Below are 18,411 nucleotides of genomic sequence, written 5' to 3'. Positions count from 1 at the left end.
ATAGCCAATGAGTAGCCGGAAGGATGAACTACACTTTTTGCCTTCCGACTTTGCTTTCTGCCTATTTGCAGCAAGCTGGCCGGAGAAGAACACTACGCCGCCAAAAGAATCCGCCAGGAGGGTTTCCTTCTGGGTGAACTTTGGGAGTTCCCTCCCTGTAGCAAATGCTGTCAGCTTTGCCGATTTGCAGATGTCTGGAGGTCGGCTTTCCATACTTCCTCGGAGAACCCACATATTAGTGGGTAACCCCTATTAAAGCAAGTGTCCATAGCTTCTGGTGTCTTCGGCTTCCGGCATTCCTACGCGGATTATATCAGTCGCGCTTTTACTCTAAATCCCGACGACCGGGGTTACGAGCTGGATCGTTCGACAAAAATCCAAAGACGAAGAGAGCCACAAAGAAAGCAACAACAATATAAACAACGATTTTTAAAGTAAGCATCAGAGATATCTCCAAATGGTATGAGAAACAGAAAATTTCTCTTTCAGTATCTGCTAAGCAGAAAAGATAGCTCCTTTATATTACCCAAATCTTGTCCCTTTTTTGGAAGACTCTGGTGTGGTTGGAGAACCATTTCTCCAGCACGTCATTGCTTCGGGTCGAGAGTTTGGCTGTGGTTTGCCTGTTTTTTAAATATCATTAACTCAGAAGTTGTTGACGTTGTTACTCTTGTGACGTTTACTAGCGCTATAGGTTTCCAAGTATGGACATAGAGTCGCTAGTTATCAAGAATAGCTATTTTTTATAGTCTGCCGTCCATCATAAGCGCAAAAAATTGGCTTCGCCTCAGTATTTATTGGTGTCAACAAAGCGCCCAAATCATTTATTTTGCGTTCTCGTGCGAGAGTTCTATAGAATTCAAGCTTTTAGAATTTTGAATTCCAAGGTAGCGCTACTAGTTCTTAGCCTTTTTTTCGTACATTGTTGGTGTACGTAGTTCCTGATGACTGCCTTCTAACACTAAATCCTTGCGAACACGGCTTTTGGTAACTTGTGCTGGTATGCCTACAGCAACAGAAAACGGAGGAATATTTTTGGTAACAACTGCGCCTGCACCAATGACACTACCTTTACCGATAGTGACACCATTTAATACTGTTACACCATGCCCTAGCCAACAATCATCCTCAATCACTATTCCTTTACGTGTAATACCTTGGTGTCGCATCGGCTCTATTCGCTCTGCAAAATTATGATTATTAGCATATATGCCTGAGTGAGATGCACTCATACAGTATTTACCAATTTTGATGTCCCTAGGATCAGCAATACACACGTTAGGTCCAATGAATGTCTCGTTATCAATATATCTAAAAAATAATTTTATTTTTAACTTTTTAGGCGTCAAAATATCGATATTGAGCTAGTGTTGTATTTTTATACTCATATTAAGTAAATATTTCTTACTTAAAAATAAAAAGCGATTTAAAGTGTAGACTTTTGCTTTCAAAAATTCTTCAACTCATGAGCTATATTTGATAATTTTTTATAGTTCACACCTAACAATTTGTAAATCACCCGCTTGGATAACCCATTCGGGTGATGTGTGCTGAACAGTGCTCATTATAAATTTTGAAGAAAACATAGAGATATTTCGCAGGCAAATTTCCTCTCACCCACAAGAGCGATCGCCCAAAGATCCGTCTCACTTTTAACTCCCACACTTAGTTAAGAAGTAGGCTTTTTATGAAAGAAATTGTTCAACAAGCTTTAAACACTGGTTATTTAAGTGTTGCAGCCCAAAATCAGATCCGATTACTGCTGCAAAGTGATTATGACTCGGAAGACTTAGATGCGTACATCATCTTGCAGCGAGCTGTGGTCGCGGGTGATGTCAAGCAAGAACCACGCAGTCAAAAAGCCTCTCGCTCTACTACAGCTAAAGATGCAGCATCAAATATCAAACTTGCTTATCAGGTTGCAGCTGAGATTGCTTGTGTCGCGGCGATGGCTCTGACTATGCCCAAAAATACCAAGGATTCTTCTTACTTGGGGGCATAAATTGTTACTTTTCCTTGGTCATTCGGTAAAACAAATGCCACCTACTTACATGACTAGCTATATGCTACGGCACAAGATTTCTTTCTCAAGCTAGGAGAAATCTTCAGCAGACTTTATTAAGAAATAATTAAAATTATCATCTGACCAGAACTCAAAGTGAACTGTTTTCAAGTTGAGCTAAAACTCTTGAATAGAGCTTCTAGAGGGGTTCTTGCCAGTTATTGTCTGGTTAGTAGTGAAATATAAAATAAATATAAATACTGAAAAAATTTAATACATACAACTATCTTTCTAATTGAGTAGAAAATCACAGCCAATAGTTAAGTTTTACGATACCAAGCATAGATGAGAGCATACCGCTTAAGATAGAAAATACTGTTAGTGTAAACTCTAGCAAGGCTGACAAGAATGATTCTCAATGCTTAACAAAGTCATAGCATTCTTACAAACATAGTATAAAGAATTGGCAACATTGGGTAAAGACAGTAAAAAATAACCTTAGCTAAACTTGGAGTTTTGCCAACCTATGCAGCCAATTCGTACATTCAACGTCTCTCCTTCTCTTCCGCCGCGACTCGAACCGCTGCGGCGGCTGGCACATAACTTGCACTGGGATTGGAACGTTGAGAGCAAAGATTTATTTCGCCGCCTAGATCCCGACTTGTGGGAGTCTAGCCACCATAACCCAGTGTTAATGCTGGGTACTATCAGCCAAGGGCGACTTTTGGAAGTTGTTGAAGATGAAGGCTTCTTGGCGCAAATGGACAGAGCTGCTCGTCAGCTAGAAGATTATTTGCAAGAGCGCTCCTGGTATCAAAAACAGCGCAGCCAAAAGCCAAAAGAATGTTACGCTTATTTTTCTGCTGAATTTGGATTAGTAGATTGTCTGCCAGTTTACTCGGGAGGTTTGGGTGTTCTCGCGGGCGATCATCTAAAATCTGCCAGTGATTTGGGTTTACCCCTGGTTGGTGTAGGCTTACTCTACCAACAAGGCTATTTTGCCCAGTATCTCAATGCCGATGGCTGGCAGCAGGAACGCTATCCGATCAATGATTTCTACAATATGCCTTTACACCTGGAGCGTAATTCTGATGGTTCAGAATTGCGCATCGCGGTAGAGTACCCAGGACGTAAGGTTTACGCTAGGGTTTGGCGGGTACAGGTGGGAACAGTGCCACTGTATTTGTTGGACACCAACATTGAACCCAACAACCCTTACGACCATGACATCACAGATCAGCTGTATGGTGGTGACATTGATATGCGTATCCACCAAGAAATCATGCTGGGTATTGGTGGTGTCCAAATGTTAAAAGCTTTGGGGTATAAAGTTACTGCTTACCACATGAATGAAGGTCACGCAGCCTTCTCAGCCCTGGAGCGCATCCGAATGTTGATTCAAGAAGAGGGGTTAAGTTACGCTGATGCCAAACAAGTAGTCGCTTCCAGCAATATTTTCACGACTCACACGCCAGTCCCAGCAGGGATTGACTTGTTCCCGCCCCAGAAAATTTTGGACTACCTGAAATATTATGCAGCTATCTTTGGCTTGCCTGAAGAACAATTTTTAGGGCTAGGGCGTGAAAATACAGGTGATTTATCTGCACCGTTCAGTATGGCGGTGTTGGCACTGAAAATGGCAACATTTTCTAATGGCGTAGCGCAGTTGCATGGCGTGGTGTCACGGCAGATGTTCCAGGGGTTGTGGAAAAAGGTTCCAGTAGAGGAAGTACCAATCGCCGCAATTACCAACGGTGTTCATGCCCGTAGTTGTGTCGCCAAATCGACTCAGGAATTATATGATCGTTACCTAGGTCCAAATTGGTCTTCAGCACCACCAGATAGCCAATTGTGGGAGCGAATGGATGCCATTCCTGATGAAGAGTTGTGGCGCAATCATGAACGCTGCCGGCTGGACATGATTTTGTATGTGCGAGAGCATTTGGTAAAGCATTTACGTGATCGCGGCGCTTCTGCCTCAGAAATTGCTCAAGCTCAAGAAGTTTTAGATCCAAACGTTTTAACCATTGGTTTTGCACGGCGCTTTGCTACTTACAAGCGTGCTACTCTCTGGATGCGGGATCTAGAACGCATCAGGCGGATATTACTCGGTAATAAAAACCGGAAAGTGCAATTTGTGATCGCTGGTAAAGCACATCCCAAAGATATTCCTGGTAAAGAACTCATCCGTGAGATCAATCATTTCATCCGCGAACAACATTTAGAAAAACAAGTAGTGTTTGTTCCCAACTATGACATTCACATATCTCGTTTAATGGTGGCTGGTTGCGATATCTGGTTAAATACGCCACGTCGTCCTCGGGAAGCCTCTGGAACCAGTGGGATGAAAGCCGCAATGAACGGATTGCCGAATTTAAGCGTCCTTGATGGCTGGTGGGATGAGGCTGATTATGTCCGTACTGGCTGGGCGATTGGACATGGAGAAAATTACGAAGATCCCAACTATCAAGATGAGGTAGAAGCCAACGCTCTCTACGATTTACTAGAGAAGGAAGTTGCGCCGCTATTTTATGAGCATCGGGATGCTGATGGCTTACCTCGTCATTGGGTTGCCAAAATGAAGGATGCGATTCGCTTGAATTGTCCATTCTTTAATACAGCCCGGATGGTACGAGAATATGCACAACGAGCTTATTTTCCGGCTAGCGATCGCTACCAAACTCTCACCGCTGATAACTACGCTCCAGCGAAAGAATTAGCAGAGTGGAAAGCCAAACTCAGCGAACACTGGTTCAATATCAGAATCAAAGATGTTGACGTATCAGCAGCAGCAGATATTGAGGTGAACCAAACCGTTGCAGTGAAAGCCAAGGTTGACTTGGCAACATTGACGAACAACGATGTGCAGGTAGAACTATACCAAGGTACAATCGATGCCAATGGTGATATAGTCAACGCTATTCCTGTAGTCATGGATTACCAAGGCGAGGATACACAAGGTTTAAGTGTTTACACGGCTAATATCATTTATACAACCTCTGGTTTGCAAGGTTTGTCTTTGCGTGTATTACCGAAACACCCATACCTCTCTAACGCTTATGAGCCAAGGTTGATTGCTTGGGCTGAGTAAGAGTACCGAGTGCTGAGTGTTGAGTGCTAAAAAACTCATTACTCAGCACTCAGGACAGATTTGGGGATGACAATGTAACTGGTGGTGCGATCGCCGGAAAAACAATGATACAAGCTTTAATCTTTGACTTGGACAATTGTTTAGCTGCGGCCAACGAGGTTGGAGAGCAACTTTTTACACCTGCGTTCGATGCCATCAGAAAGGCGAATCACGGCGTTGTCTCTGAAGACTCACTGAACGCAGCGTTCGCTGATTGTTGGCGACATCCGCTGGATTGGGTGGCAACCAAATACGGGTTCTCTGAAGCGATGCTGGCGGCAGGCTGGAAGGTATTAGCGACGACCGAGATCGAGGAACCGATCTATGGGTATGGCGATTTGGCGCTACTCTCGGAACTATCAGTTCGGTGTTTTCTGGTGACTTCTGGTTTCCGCCGTCTTCAGGAGAGCAAGATTAAGGCGCTTAATCTAGAGCGATTTTTTACAGCCATATATGTGGATGCAATTGACGAGCCGAACAGGAAAGGCAAACAGGGAATTTTTGAATATATCTTGGATACTTATAAATTGAGACCGACGGAAGTTCTCGTGTTCGGAGACAATCCAGATTCGGAGATTCTAGTAGGAAATCGGCTGGGCATGAGAACAGTACAGACCCTCCGGGCGGGAGTGCCGCGTACAGACAAGGCAACTTTTTACATCCACTCTTTGTCCGAGCTAAAAGAGTTGTTGGTCGGTCTGGAAAATAATGATGACTAGGTGTGAAAACGGTAATCTTTTATTTGAAATTACACTACTCTACCCTGTGGGATAACAATGTAACCAGTAGTGCGATCGCCCAATACTAAGTTATATTGCTCACCCCAATACCACCAGTGTGCAGCAACATAAGCGCAGATGAGGCTATCTAGTCGATCTTCGACTGCTTTCAGTGCTGCGCCTGTGTTAGGAATTTCGCAAATAAAACCACTTTCCAGTCGCAGAGATGGTTGGAGAGTAGGTAAGATCTCAACAATATAATTGTAGAGTCTGATTAATTCTAAGCGGCGCTCACTCAAGCGTCCTTTTTTGTATTTGAGAATGCGTTCTAAATTGAATAAATGAACTATTGCTGGATGAGGAAAAACTTCTATTTGATATCTACCAAGTTTTTGCGGTTCGATGGTTGGTGCGTGGGCAAAACCACGGGCTTCTAATTCTAAACCAAAGTTGACGGTACGCTCGGCAAAAGCTAAACCCAAATTAGCAGGGTAGCATCCAGCATGATATTTCCCAAAGTGTTTGTGGCTGAGTTTATCTGGTAAGCGGCTCCCGCTAGCATTAGGAATGAGAGTAGGTGCGTCTACGGCGATGATTGCTGGTGCTTCTGGTGGGACGCAACTATCTATCCAGGTGAGAATATCTGCGATCGCTTCTTTGCGATCTAAATCAAGAATCTCTAATTGTCCGTCTATTAATTCTAAGCAGCATAGTCCACTTGGTTGCGATTTCCAGCCTAAATCAATGCCGAAAAATTTCATTGCTCAGCAGCCAATTATTTACAATATGTTCAGCCTTATCTTACAGTCTGCTCCCATTTGTTTTGAACTTAAATTCACCAGTTTGTCAGTCATCAATGATCAGTTGTTTTTTGGATCTGGTTTGATGTCCTATCTCCTTATGATCCCGATTGAAGTTGCTTAATGTAACTGACAAAATTCTCATTCCTTTGTGGGTGAAAATTGTTGACTCCATTTTTGACTCACACTAAAATCTCCTCTACCCTGTAACAGGATTGGAGGAGAAGTTTGGTAGGTACTATAGTTATTTCAACACACACGAAATCAGAAGCTTTTAAAGATTGCTCAGAGAATTTAGATACACCTTTGATGTTTCAACCATGCACAGCTAAAAGAGAGATGATGCAAGCTTATTGTTGAAGTAGGAGAAACCTGAACCCTATACATGCTGCTTTCTACGAAGCTGACGTTGCTGGCTCATGACAAAAGTCAAACCCGCCAAAAGTAAACCAATTGGTCCTGATGATTCTGGTACAGATTGAGACTGAAAATTTCCTTTCAGCGCTACACCATCATTGCCGCACTCAAAGAATATATTACTGACATAATTGCCACTGCCTAATAAAGCTTTATCTAAAGAAAAGCCAACGGTATAATCCCCTAAAGCAGAGAAGTGAGAAAAATCTAGCCCAGCAGTTGTCAAGTCTTGACTACCAAGCATGGAGATATTTCCGACTTTTGTTCCTGAGCCGATCGCATTCAAGATAGATGTATTGCTTGTAGTAGGATTACTTGCGATCGCAGAGTTGTAATAGTAGTTGTAAACATCTTGTGTTGTTGCCAGGTCTGTACCTTGAGTATTAGCCTTACCAAAGCCTTTGTCATAGTAACCCTTCAAGCTACTGTAGCCCTTATGCTCCGTGGTGGTACTCTTGGCTCTAACTCCTGTATAAACCCCAGTTGTCAGGCTGTTGTCATAGTTGGCAAACCGCACACCAACAAGTTGACCACTTTGACTGGCTGTTTGAAAGTTTTGCCCTGAGAAATTAAAGAACAAGTCACTCCAACCAATGTGGACTGAGTCATGGGTAGTACCTGCCAAAGGCATTCCACCTGTTAGAGCGACATAAATCTTGTCGCCTGAATCTTTGATTGCCATACCTTTGATGTCAAAAGTGGCACCACCAGAGCCATCTCCAACAGCGTCAATACCGTAGTTCCAGCCGTTGTGTAGTTGTCCAGCACTTGCCTGTTGACCAGACAATGTTAGAAGACTGATGCTGACGGCTGTAGTAGCAACGAGGAATTTTAAATTTCGCATTATGATCAAGCCTGCTCTGCTAAGCAGCGATATTTTTATCTTGCTAATAGCCTACTCAAGCTTGAATAAATTATGTAATGATAAAAATAAGGTTTTTTTCAAAAAGAAGTCAAACTTTTTTCTTCAAAAACCGCTTTTATCTAGGTGTTTTCTCTCAATAATTGCGAAAAAATAGTAGGTTTACTGCGTCGATAGATGCCAATAAATATTAAATTTATAAATAAATTTACTCTAGCCATCTTATCCGATTTGTGAACTTATCAGTAGAAGTAGGCAACAGCTGAAGCAGTTGCTAGCAAATTTAATGTTTCCTGTCCCATTATTAAAGCTTAAAACTCCTGTGTCGGTTTGGTAGCTGAACTTGTTCATGTCTGTGGAAGTTACACCAAAGCTAGAGTCGATCATCTGAATTTTATCTCGAGCTTGATGAGAGAAGTCTGCGATCGCATCAATTCCTTCCGATACACAATTGAAGACAAAGGTATCTATTCCCAAACTATCTTAAAGGATGTCCTGACCGAAACATCCTTTAAGGATATGATGATTAAAATCACCTATTAGGGTGCGATTAGTGACACCATTATAAATAGGCGATGATCAGCATTACTAGAGAGATCGGTATGTATTCCCTAAGCTATGTTTGTGGGAATCAAATCAATGTAGTTGATATTAAAATCACCTGTGAGGATATCTAAGCGTAGTTCATGACTACCTGCGCTCAGATTCAGTCCTTGTGCGATCGCATTAGTCCAAGATTGATAGCCTCCCGTATAACCAAAGGTGAGGGTTTGCTCTTGGCTATTATCAATTAAAGCTTTAATTTGTTTTTGACCAATATCCCCAGTAGCGACCCGAGCTTGAATGTCATAGAATCCATTTTCAAGTACGTTCACATTGTAGGTTAGCCATTCCCCAGTTTGGATCGCAGTTACATCATAGCCTCCTCCAACATCACTGGTATTCTCGATATCTACATTTAAATCTCTGCGATATTTTCCACCTGCATTGCCTGATGTTATGTCGTAGGCATTGTTGTAGTTCTCTGCTTCAATGTGAATTTTAGATGCGTCAGATGCAACAACAGTAGTGCTTGTTAAAATATCAGGCTGCGGGTTATTATTGCCAGCAACCTGTTGATAGGCTTTGAGCACATTCAAGCGACCGCCAGTGTTAGTTTTGCCTTGCAAAGAATTAAGCTGGTCAACACTTGAAAGTAAGGCATATCTAAGATCTAAAACACTAAGATTGGGGTTAGTAGCTAAAAGTAATGCCGCAGCACCACTTACATAGGGAACAGCCATTGATGTGCCGTTCCACTCAGCGTATTGATTATTAGGAAGAGTACTTTTGATATTTACCCCAGGTGCGGCTAGATCTACGGAATTAACACCAAAGTTGGAAAAATAGGCCAGCTGGTCATTTTTATCTGTAGCTGTAACGGAAATTATATTAGGAAGATCATAGTTTGCTGGATAGTGAGGAGTGGTATCAGTATTTTGATTGCTATTACCTGCTGCTGCTATCACTAAAACACCGCGATCGTATGCATATTTCAAAGCATCATATTGAGCTTGGTCAAAATAGCTTGAGCCAAAACTGAGGTTGATGACTTTGGCTCCGTTATCTATTGCATAATAGATACCTTGCGGAACATCCCACAAATACCCTTCTGTGTCACTTGAGCTAAAATGCTTCGTAGGCATGATTGAGACATTTGGGCTGACACCTATCACGCCTAGTCTATTGTTACCTGAAGCACCAAGGATACCTGAAACATGAGTTCCATGACCTCCTAGTGGGTGATCTTCTGTGGGATTGTTATCTCCATCGCCAAAGTCCCAACCGTGGATATCGTCAATATACTTATTACCATCATCATCAATTCCATTTCCAGCTATTTCTCTGGAATTAGTCCAAATGTTAGCAGCTAAGTCAGGGTGATTATAATCAACACCAGTATCAACGACAGCCACGACTACATTCTTGCTGCCTCTGGTATAGTGCCATGCCGCTGGTGCCTTAATCTTGTTTAAACCCCAGAGATTGGCAAAATCTGAATCGTTGGGTATCCTGTCAGGTGCTACTGGGTTATTGTTTGCATCGGTCTTTAGATGATTTGCTTGGAAGTCATTTTTAGCAATGATTGAGTCATTTGTGTTTACTCCTACCAGACTTAGGCTACCTGAAACGTGAATTCCATGTCCTCTAAGTGAGCGATCGCCTATTGGATAATCATCTCTATTGCCAAAGTCCCAACTGTGAACACCATCAATTTCTTTTCCAGTTTTTTCTCTGAAATTTGTCCAGATGTGGGCAGCTAAATTAGGTTGATTATCATCAACATCTGCCACGACTAAAGGACTGCTGCCTCTAATATAGTCCGATTTTACTGTTGCATTAATTTTATTTAAGTCCCAGAGACTGCCAAAATCTAAATTGTTTAGTATCCAGTCGGGTGATACTGGGTCATCATTTGCATCTGTCTCTATGTGACTTCTTCTAAGGTCATCGCTCATACTTAAATGAGCCTTGTTAGATAAGTTTCGCATTTAATGAAAAACACCTTTAAAAGTATTATTAAATACTACAAAAATGCCAATAAATTTTTATTCAAAAAAGAAAAGTTTCGGCAAGAATTTACAGAAATTTAAATAAGCCAATATAAACTTTATCTAATTTCTGATTACTTGCTTAGTGATAGGAATTTTTACTAATTTTTTAAACGAAGAAGTTGTTAGCAGATCCGAGATAATTAGCATTTTGCTAATTATATTGATATGCTTTTTTAGGAATAAATCTAAATTTTAGTAAAATTCTTTTTAGAAACATATCATGTAATTTAAAGCACGTCAATAAAAAAAATATGTATCTAGGGTAAGAGTTTAGGTTTGGCGAAGACTCCTACAAGGCATAGCTTGGGGAAACTAGAAACTAAATCAAGCTTTGGTATAAAATTTCAAAAAAGAAAATATTTAAGATGTAAACTAGCTTAATAAGGTTAACTTCTGGAACATATTACTGAGTGGTTATAGCAAAAGAGAAAGACTGCTCTTTGCCTATTATCTCTAATGGAAAAAATTAAACTTCGTACATTTAGTACTACTTTGCAGCATTCAAAACTAATATCAATCTTGGTACGTAGCGGACGCTGCTTTTGCAACAAGTATAAAGATAATAATGTAAATAAGTGGATTTCTGCTGTACTTTGTTAGTGAAAATCGTAGAGATTATCTCTAAAGCTTAATACTCAACCGCAACTTTTCTGTAAACTAAAAATCGGCTCTCAAGTGTGGTTGAAGTTAAGTCTTCCGCCTCGGTGGAATATCCTGAAAACTCTTTCGCTATCTGCGGTATTAACCAGACAGAACAGGTACAGCAAAAGGAAGCGATCGCTCTCATCTTACATCTCAAGGGCGATCGCCTCAAAAATAGCTGATTTAACTAACAGGCTCTAGCTGATAAGTAGCCTTTTCTGCTTGTTGATTTTGCTTGAGATCTGCCAGTTTAGCTCGCAACTGCGCTCTAACTTCATAGCGGAAGTTAAAGAAATGTTCGCCAACACCCAAGGTCGTTAGGTAATCATATAGCAAACGGGGCTTAGTTAAGGCGATTGCTACTAATTGCCACCAGAACCGCCACCTTGTTGAACGCACCACACCCTGTCGCCAGCAAATTGCGGCAAACAGACGCATCTCAGTCGAAGTTATTTTACGCTGAGTTTTTCCCCGCCACCCGTTCATCATCCTAAAGTGGCGGAAAGTGCGTTTCAAGAAAGGCATTGGTTCATAGATATTCCAAAATGCTTGGATGTATTCCTCTGTAATTTCCTCCACTGGGCGTGTTGGTTTAAAGTTCATGATTGCACCTTGGTGGAAGGTTCCCAAACCATCAACCAATCGTCCTTCTTGCTGAAGGCGATTCCACATTGCCGTATTTTGCAATGCTTGCAGCATACTAAACTGCCCTTGGGGAATGCCAGTCTCCTCAATAAATTCTCGAATTCGCTCTCCCGCACCAGGACGTTCGTTGTCAAAGCCAATGATAAAACCAGACATAATCTGCAATCCTGCTCGGGTAATTTTGTGGCAAGATTCGATTAAGTCCTTGCGTGTATTCTGGACTTTGTGAATCCCCAAAAGACTTTCTGTGTCTGGGGTTTCAATACCCATAAAGACCAGGGTGAAACCAGCTTTCACCATCAACTCAACTAATTCTTCATCCTCAGCTAAATTGAGTGAAGCTTCTGTTATCAAAATAAATGGGTAATCGTGGGCTTCCATCCAGGGGATGAGGGCTTGTAAAAAGATCTTGGCATTGCGTTTATTGCCGATAAAGTTGTCATCCACAACAAACACATACCGCCGCCAGCCTAAATCGTAGATAGTTTGAAATTCCCGCAACATCTGTTCTGGTGTCTTTGTGCGGGGCTTACGTCCATACAAGTTGATAATGTCGCAAAACTCGCATTGAAACGGACAACCACGGGAGAATTGTAATGTAATTGCCAAGTATGCATCGAGATTGAGTAAATCAAACCGTGCAATTGGCGTTTGGGTGACATCGGGTTTTTCTGGAGAACGGAAAATTCCCCGTTCATCTCCCCGTGCCAAAGCTTCTAAAAACAGGGGAATAGTGCATTCCCCTTCATCTAAAATTAGATATTCTGCTCCTGCTTCTAAAGCAAATTCGGGTACTGAGGTAGGGTAGGGGCCACCAACTGCCACCTTTTTACCTAACGCAACTCCTTTTTGAATTAACTCTCTAAAATCCTGTTTTTGGATAATCATCGCAGAGATGATTACCATATCACACCAATCCCAATCTTCGTCTTTTTCTAGAGATACATTGCGATCGGCAAATCTAATTTCCCAATCACTAGGCAGCATTGCTGCTATAGTTATTAAGCCCAGTGGTGGATTGGTAGAACGTAAACCTGCCAAATCAAGTGTCTCTTGGTAAGACCAAAAAGAATTAGGCATTATCGGCCAGAGTAGTAAGGCTCTCATCAGCACATACCCCGGAGGAGAAAAGTTACTTATTCCCAGGTTACTGCTACTCGATCTGACAGGAATTTAACTTTTATCGACTTTTGTTAACTAAAGGTACATAAATTTGAGGATTGGTGACTAGGAGCGGTGTAGTCGCACCAAAAATTATCTCGGCAGGTATCGTAATGGATAACAGTTTGTTTGTCTCGTCTCCTCCCTTGCCCTAATATAACAATATTGATATATTCAGAGGGGCTTCTGTGCCTGAAACCCGTGTTGTTTTCTACCAGGAAGCGGAAGGGGACGTTCCTGTTCTTGAATGGCTGACGCGACTTTTGAAAGAAGACCGCAAAGGTTATGCAAACTGTGTTGCTCGAATCAAACAACTTGTGGCATCAGGATACCAACTCCGTCGCCCGGCGGCAGACTACTTGCGTGACGGTATATATGAGCTGCGAGCAAAGCATATTCATATGCAATACCGCATCCTGTACTTCTTTCATGGGCAAAATGTGGCGATTCTCGCACACGCCATTACAAAGGAAGAAGCAGATGTACCTCCAATTGATATTGAACGGGCGATCGCACGAAAGCTTTTATTTGAAGAAAACCCAGAAGTTCACACCTACGTAGAGGAACAAGAGGATGGTCAAGACTAGCGATGCGATAAAAATCATTGAGAAAATGACTAGCAGCGACCCTGAGCTTGAGGCATTAGTGGAAGAAGCCTCCATTAATGCAGAAGTAGCACAACTGATTTATGAAGCCAGAACAAAAGCCGGGTTAACACAAAAACATCTGGCTGAACTTGTTGGTACAAAACAGCCTGTGATTGCACGACTTGAAGATGCTGATTACGAAGGACACTCCCTTTCAATGCTGCAAAAAATCGCTCATGCTCTCAATCAACGGTTAGTGATTCAGCTTGCTCCAATAGAACATGAGCAAAGTGCATAGGGCATTTTAGCCTAGGCAGTCCCAATGAAACAGGGGCTAGGGGCTAAGGATGAGGGTGACAAAAAGGACAATGAAGATGAGGGGGACAAGGGAGACCAATGTCCAATGCCCACTTGCCCAAGAAAATGTCAAAATTAAATGTGTTTTGTAACCGCTGCTTTACATAGCGCGGATTTGAGATAACTAACTTGAAATATATGGGCAAGCAGCGCGTTCTGTCGGGAGTTCAACCAACTGGAAATTTACATTTAGGCAACTACTTAGGAGCAATTCGTAACTGGGTAGAAGCCCAGAGTGAATACGAAAATTACCTTTTCGTCGCGGATTTGCACGCGATTACGGTGCCACACGACCCTAAAGAGTTGGCATCTAATACCTATACCCTCGTTGCTCTCTATCTAGCTTGTGGTCTAGATTTAAATTATTCCACCATTTTTGTACAATCTCACGTCTCGGCACACAGCGAACTCACCTGGTTGCTCAACTGTATTACACCCCTCAACTGGCTGCAAGACATGATCCAGTTTAAGGAAAAGGCTGTTAAACAAGGTGAAAATGTCGGTGTGGGTTTATTGGACTACCCAGTGCTGATGTCCTCTGATATTTTGCTATACAAGGCAGATTTTGTCCCGGTGGGTGAAGACCAAAAGCAACACTTGGAATTAACGCGGGATATTGTTAATCGATTTAATCACTTATTTGCTAAACCAGATCAACCAGTGCTGAAACTACCAGCGCCTTTGATTCGCAAGGAAGGCGCAAGGGTGATGAGTTTGACTGATGGTACGCGCAAAATGTCTAAGTCCGACCCTTCGGAATTAAGCCGAATTAATTTGTTAGACACACCAGAACAGATTACTAATAAAATTAAGCGCTGTAAAACCGATCCGATTCGTGGTTTAACTTTCGACTATCCAGAGCGTCCAGAGTGTAACAACTTGTTAACACTATATATGCTGTTGTCTGGCAAAAAGAAGGAAGAAGTAGCAGCTGAGTGTCAGGATATGGGTTGGGGGCAATTCAAGCCATTATTGACAGAAACAGCGATCGCAGCCTTAAAACCGATTCAAGAGAAATATCAGGCTGTGATGGATGACAAAGGCTATCTAGACAAGGTGTTGCGGGAGGGACGGCAAAAAGCTCAAGCAGTTGCCAACCAAACTCTAGCAGAAGTGAAAGCAGCTTTGGGTTACTCTATGCCTCTTTAAAGATTTCGCTTTTATGGGTAATTTGTTTTACCCTGTAAGAAAATTGAAATCTTGAATGTTATGTCTGATACCCAGAGTACGACAGTCTTGAATGCCTTTCGCAGAGCCGCGCAAGCAGGCGAATTTTTAGTTACGGCCGAGGTAGCACCTCCTAAAGGCGGAGATCCAACACACATGCTCCAAATGGCGGCGACTCTTAAGGGGAGAGTTCATGCCGTCAATATTACCGATGGTAGCCGAGCAGTATTGCGGATGTCTTCGTTAGTGGCTTCGGCAATTTTATTACAACATGGAATTGAACCGATTTGTCAGATTGCTTGCCGCGATCGCAACCGAATTGGTTTACAAAGTGACTTAATGGGTGCTCATGCTTTGGGTATCCGTAACATTTTAGCTTTGACTGGCGACCCAGTAAAAGCAGGCGATCACCCTGATGCTAAAGCTGTCTTTGATTTAGAAGCTGTGCGGCTGCTGCAACTAATTAGAAAAATGAATCAAGGGTTTGACTGTAATGAAAAACCGCTAACAGATGGTTCACTAGATTTATTTACTGGTGCAGCAGTCGATCCGCAATGTGCGAGTTTATCAGGCTTACAAAGTCGATTTGAACGCAAAATTGAAGCCGGAGCGCAATTTTTTCAAAGTCAATTAATCACAGATTTTGAGCGCTTAGAAAAATTCATGGACACCATCGCTGCTGGTTATAAAAAACCAATTTTGGCAGGAATTTTTCTGTTTAAATCGGCAAAAAATGCCCAGTTTATTAATAAATGTGTTCCGGGAGTAAATATTCCCCAACACATTATTGATCGGTTAGCAAAAGCAAAACATCCACTTGAAGAAGGAGTGAAAATCGCTGCCGAACAAGTGCAAATTGCACGGCAATTGTGTCATGGTGTCCACATGATGGCAGTGAAGCGAGAAGATTTGATTCCCGAAATTTTAGATTTGGCGGGAGTAGCGCCAGTTAATTTGGTATTAACTAAGTAAATAAAAGAGGCGATCGCATTTTTTACCTGATTACAAAGCAGAGGAAGTGCGAGCGCCTCTCCTATCCTTGAATTGCTAAACTAAACAACAACCCTTACCCCTGCAAAGGTAGCCTTATGACCTCTGCAACAAACCCTGAAACCGAACTCACTCCTTTCCCCGACCATACGCAGCTACCAGAGTCGGACGGTACTTTCGTGAAAAATTGGCAAGAGCATCCCCAAAGCATCTTACTAACTGATTCGATTACACCCGTTCTCAAACAATTACATCCTGATGGTCAATATTGTATTGGTCAGGACTTAGGCATTTACTGGCGCTTGACAGATCCCCCCGAGAAAGGAGCAGAAGCACCGGATTGGTTTTATGTAGGCAATGTACCGCCTTTGCTTGACGGGAAAACACGAAGGTCTTATGTACTGTGGCGAGAGTTTATTGCCCCATTAGTTGTCTTAGAATTTGTCTCTGGGGATGGTAGTGAAGAACGAGACACAACTCCTTGGAAAGGAAAATTTTGGATTTATGAGCAGGTGATTCGTCCTCCCTTTTATGGCATTTATGAAGTAAATAAAGCCAGCGTCGAAGTTTATAAATTCATTGGTGGACAATATCAGTTATTAGCAAGCAGCAAATGAACGGGGACATTACCCCATTACTCCATTGGGAGTTGAGTTAGGTATTTGGCAGGGACAATATCAAAATGCGGAATTACCTTGGTTGCGCTGGTGGGATGAGCAAGGTAATTTGTTGTTGACTAGTGAAGAAAGAGCCGAACAAGAATCCCAACGGGCTGAACAGGAACGACAAAGAGCCGATCGCCTAGCTGCTCAATTGCGATCGCTTGGTATTGAACCGGAAGCGTAATCTGATTTCTGCGATCGCTGAGTGTAGCGTTAGGAAGATGCGATCGCGTCAACAAGTTAATAATGTAATTAAGCTGTAACTATAGAGCCAAAATTCTACCAAAAGCTGGGTTTTATTCTTTGGCTCTTGATTCTTGACCTGATTACATTGCCTCTGGATTCTCAGCAGATGTCACAAAATCCCTTCTTCGTTGGTGGTGCAGTACCTCCAGATTACTTTTTTGGCCGCAATTCTGAAGTTAGAATCGCTTTCGATCAAATTTCCAGACGTGCTCACTTGGCTATCTATGGCAGTCCTGGCATGGGCAAGTCTTCTCTGTTGAGGTACTTAGCTTCACCGATAGTCTGGCAAGCACGAGGACGAGATGCAACAAAAGCATTGATTATTTCCATCAACTGTACAGGTATAAGTCCTTTCACTCCCTCGGGTTTTTGGCGAGAAATCCTCAGCCTACTGCAAGATGAAGCTGAAGGTGATGAATCACTAGAAGCTGATATTAAGCAGTTGTTGCAGGAAGAAAGAGTAGAGAAAGGAGACTTGCGTCGGATGCTGCGGAAAATTGGGCAGCGTGATAAGTTCTTGTTGTTGTTGCTAGATGATTATGATGCAGCTCTGCATCCAAATGACCAATACACTGAAGCCCAAATGCTCACCTTCTTAAGTGAATTCCGCGATTTAGCAGTTCACAGCAATGAAGGTAAATATCTCTCAACTATTGTTACCACTTTTCGCCGCCTCAACGAACTTGGTCCGACAATCACACCAGGTGGTTCGCCGTGGTATAACCATTATCTCTTCCGACTCCTCAGACCATTACCCCCTAATGAAGTGAATGCCCGACTTAACATTCCTATTCCTGGTAATTTGAGAGCAGGAGTTTTAGACATCATTGACGGACACCCAGCACTGCTGCAAAATGCAGGTTATCTGCTCTATGACACTATCCAAGCAGGACAAATCCCTGATATTCAGTCTTTCACACGGGATTTTGAAAGCGCTACCGAGCAATACTTTCGAGATACATGGAGATTTTCTACTGAGGAAGAGCAGATTCTGTTGATGTTGATTGCCCTTGTGCGCCTCCAAGGTCGCTTAAATAGAAACACTCGCTACGCTTTAGGTGACATTGACCTAGTTTTCAGCCAACGGAGTCGAGAACTGATTGATTTGGAGGAAAGAGGAGTTATTCTGCGCACATTAGATGAAGGGAAAATCGTCTACACTTTTAATTCATCGATGATGGAGTGGTGGGTGATTCAAGAAATCTACAACACTAATGAGACGCAACTGGAAGGACGGGAGAAAGTTTTTCTCAATTTGATGAGCCGTGAGCAAGCAGGAACAGTCAAAAAAGCAATACGTTGGGTCTGGCAACATCGAGATGTAGTCCAGTCTTTAGTATGGATTGTGCGTAAACTTGGGGGCGACCCTACTTGAGAAGTAATTGTCACCTGCCTTATGCTTAAGGTATAGATGGATCTACTTCCTCCGG

At 42.4% G+C, this 18,411-nt stretch carries 15 protein-coding genes and 2 pseudogenes; 11 read left to right on the top strand and 6 right to left on the bottom strand.

Features of this window, described 5'->3' with window-relative positions; all coding sequences use genetic code 11:
- Positions 1-7 precede the first annotated feature (7 nt).
- Complete coding sequence (locus BV372_RS34935; protein WP_143844919.1) at positions 8-256, top strand: hypothetical protein; 249 nt, start codon at positions 8-10, stop codon at positions 254-256.
- Positions 257-325: 69 nt separating this feature from the next.
- Here the strand turns inward: BV372_RS34935 and BV372_RS00230 are convergent, their stop codons facing one another.
- Both BV372_RS00230 and BV372_RS00225 read right to left on the bottom strand, forming a co-directional pair.
- Positions 326-442, bottom strand: coding sequence for a photosystem II reaction center protein I (locus BV372_RS00230; protein WP_086681445.1), 117 nt, complete (start codon positions 440-442; stop codon positions 326-328).
- A 454-nt stretch (positions 443-896) separates the two neighbouring features.
- A pseudogene (locus tag BV372_RS00225) lies at positions 897-1,307 on the bottom strand (acyltransferase); the annotation flags it as partial.
- Positions 1,308-1,687: 380 nt separating this feature from the next.
- Here BV372_RS00225 and BV372_RS00220 point away from each other — a divergent pair.
- The 3 genes from BV372_RS00220 to BV372_RS00210 all read left to right on the top strand — a co-directional run bounded on the left by BV372_RS00220 (position 1,688) and on the right by BV372_RS00210 (position 5,851).
- Positions 1,688-2,002 carry a hypothetical protein gene (locus BV372_RS00220; protein ID WP_086681439.1) on the top strand — a complete coding sequence of 105 codons (315 nt, stop codon included), beginning with the start codon at positions 1,688-1,690 and terminating at the stop codon, positions 2,000-2,002.
- Positions 2,003-2,528: 526 nt separating this feature from the next.
- Positions 2,529-5,093, top strand: a complete 2,565-nt coding sequence (glgP, locus tag BV372_RS00215) for an alpha-glucan family phosphorylase (RefSeq protein WP_086681436.1) — start codon at positions 2,529-2,531, stop codon at positions 5,091-5,093.
- Between the two features lie 23 nt (positions 5,094-5,116).
- Positions 5,117-5,851, top strand: a complete 735-nt coding sequence (locus BV372_RS00210) for an HAD family hydrolase (protein WP_086681433.1) — start codon at positions 5,117-5,119, stop codon at positions 5,849-5,851.
- A 29-nt stretch (positions 5,852-5,880) separates the two neighbouring features.
- Here the strand turns inward: BV372_RS00210 and BV372_RS00205 are convergent, their stop codons facing one another.
- The 3 genes from BV372_RS00205 to BV372_RS00190 all read right to left on the bottom strand — a co-directional run bounded on the left by BV372_RS00205 (position 5,881) and on the right by BV372_RS00190 (position 10,461).
- Entirely contained in the window at positions 5,881-6,612 is a 732-nt protein-coding gene (locus BV372_RS00205; RefSeq protein ID WP_086681430.1) for a DUF429 domain-containing protein, read from the bottom strand.
- A gap of 418 nt (positions 6,613-7,030) precedes the next feature.
- Complete coding sequence (locus BV372_RS00195; RefSeq protein ID WP_086681425.1) at positions 7,031-7,912, bottom strand: XDD3 family exosortase-dependent surface protein; 882 nt, start codon at positions 7,910-7,912, stop codon at positions 7,031-7,033.
- Between the two features lie 629 nt (positions 7,913-8,541).
- On the bottom strand, positions 8,542-10,461 hold the full coding sequence (locus BV372_RS00190; RefSeq protein WP_086681422.1) for a S8 family serine peptidase: 1,920 nt from the start codon (positions 10,459-10,461) through the stop codon (positions 8,542-8,544).
- A 740-nt stretch (positions 10,462-11,201) separates the two neighbouring features.
- Here BV372_RS00190 and BV372_RS35805 point away from each other — a divergent pair.
- The gene (locus BV372_RS35805; protein WP_179197926.1) at positions 11,202-11,348 is read left to right on the top strand and encodes a hypothetical protein; all 147 of its coding nucleotides are present in this window, start codon (positions 11,202-11,204) and stop codon (positions 11,346-11,348) included.
- Between the two features lies 1 nt (position 11,349).
- Here BV372_RS35805 and BV372_RS00185 read toward each other — a convergent pair whose 3' ends face one another.
- Positions 11,350-12,918 (bottom strand): B12-binding domain-containing radical SAM protein, encoded by a 1,569-nt coding sequence (locus BV372_RS00185; protein WP_086681419.1) that lies wholly within the window; start codon positions 12,916-12,918, stop codon positions 11,350-11,352.
- Positions 12,919-13,160: 242 nt separating this feature from the next.
- Here BV372_RS00185 and BV372_RS00180 point away from each other — a divergent pair, with 242 nt between their 5' ends.
- The 6 genes and pseudogenes from BV372_RS00180 (at position 13,161) to BV372_RS00155 (ending at position 18,356) form a co-directional block, all read left to right on the top strand.
- The gene (locus BV372_RS00180) at positions 13,161-13,559 is read left to right on the top strand and encodes a type II toxin-antitoxin system RelE/ParE family toxin (protein ID WP_086681416.1); all 399 of its coding nucleotides are present in this window, start codon (positions 13,161-13,163) and stop codon (positions 13,557-13,559) included.
- On the top strand, positions 13,546-13,857 hold the full coding sequence (locus BV372_RS00175) for a helix-turn-helix transcriptional regulator (protein WP_086681413.1): 312 nt from the start codon (positions 13,546-13,548) through the stop codon (positions 13,855-13,857). Before BV372_RS00180 ends, BV372_RS00175 begins: the two co-directional genes overlap by 14 nt.
- A 197-nt stretch (positions 13,858-14,054) precedes the next feature.
- Positions 14,055-15,065 carry a tryptophan--tRNA ligase gene (trpS, locus tag BV372_RS00170; RefSeq protein WP_086681410.1) on the top strand — a complete coding sequence of 337 codons (1,011 nt, stop codon included), beginning with the start codon at positions 14,055-14,057 and terminating at the stop codon, positions 15,063-15,065.
- Positions 15,066-15,125: 60 nt separating this feature from the next.
- Positions 15,126-16,055 (top strand): methylenetetrahydrofolate reductase, encoded by a 930-nt coding sequence (locus tag BV372_RS00165; protein WP_086681406.1) that lies wholly within the window; start codon positions 15,126-15,128, stop codon positions 16,053-16,055.
- Positions 16,056-16,171: 116 nt separating this feature from the next.
- A pseudogene (locus tag BV372_RS00160) lies at positions 16,172-16,919 on the top strand (Uma2 family endonuclease).
- 168 nt (positions 16,920-17,087) lie between these two features.
- Positions 17,088-18,356: an ATP-binding protein gene (locus BV372_RS00155; protein WP_086681403.1), complete on the top strand. Its 1,269-nt coding sequence runs from the start codon at positions 17,088-17,090 to the stop codon at positions 18,354-18,356.
- Positions 18,357-18,411: the final 55 nt, after the last annotated feature.

Origin of the sequence: Nostoc sp. T09 (genome assembly GCF_002154695.1) — a bacterium.
Classification (GTDB): Bacteria; Cyanobacteriota; Cyanobacteriia; order Cyanobacteriales; family Nostocaceae; genus Aulosira.
Note: the sequence above shows the minus strand (reverse complement) of the source record. Positions and strands in the feature narration are given on the sequence as shown.

Coding starts and splice junctions, on each gene's coding strand:
- BV372_RS00165 (WP_086681406.1), top strand. CDS start 15,126: ATGTCTGATACCCAGAGTACGACAGTCTTGAATGCCTTTCGCAGAGCC.
- BV372_RS00205 (WP_086681430.1), bottom strand. CDS start 6,612: ATGAAATTTTTCGGCATTGATTTAGGCTGGAAATCGCAACCAAGTGGA.
- glgP (WP_086681436.1), top strand. CDS start 2,529: ATGCAGCCAATTCGTACATTCAACGTCTCTCCTTCTCTTCCGCCGCGA.
- BV372_RS00195 (WP_086681425.1), bottom strand. CDS start 7,912: ATGCGAAATTTAAAATTCCTCGTTGCTACTACAGCCGTCAGCATCAGT.
- BV372_RS00230 (WP_086681445.1), bottom strand. CDS start 442: ATGCTTACTTTAAAAATCGTTGTTTATATTGTTGTTGCTTTCTTTGTG.
- BV372_RS34935 (WP_143844919.1), top strand. CDS start 8: ATGAGTAGCCGGAAGGATGAACTACACTTTTTGCCTTCCGACTTTGCT.
- BV372_RS00220 (WP_086681439.1), top strand. CDS start 1,688: ATGAAAGAAATTGTTCAACAAGCTTTAAACACTGGTTATTTAAGTGTT.
- BV372_RS00190 (WP_086681422.1), bottom strand. CDS start 10,461: ATGCGAAACTTATCTAACAAGGCTCATTTAAGTATGAGCGATGACCTT.
- BV372_RS00185 (WP_086681419.1), bottom strand. CDS start 12,918: ATGAGAGCCTTACTACTCTGGCCGATAATGCCTAATTCTTTTTGGTCT.
- BV372_RS00155 (WP_086681403.1), top strand. CDS start 17,088: ATGTCACAAAATCCCTTCTTCGTTGGTGGTGCAGTACCTCCAGATTAC.
- trpS (WP_086681410.1), top strand. CDS start 14,055: ATGGGCAAGCAGCGCGTTCTGTCGGGAGTTCAACCAACTGGAAATTTA.
- BV372_RS00175 (WP_086681413.1), top strand. CDS start 13,546: ATGGTCAAGACTAGCGATGCGATAAAAATCATTGAGAAAATGACTAGC.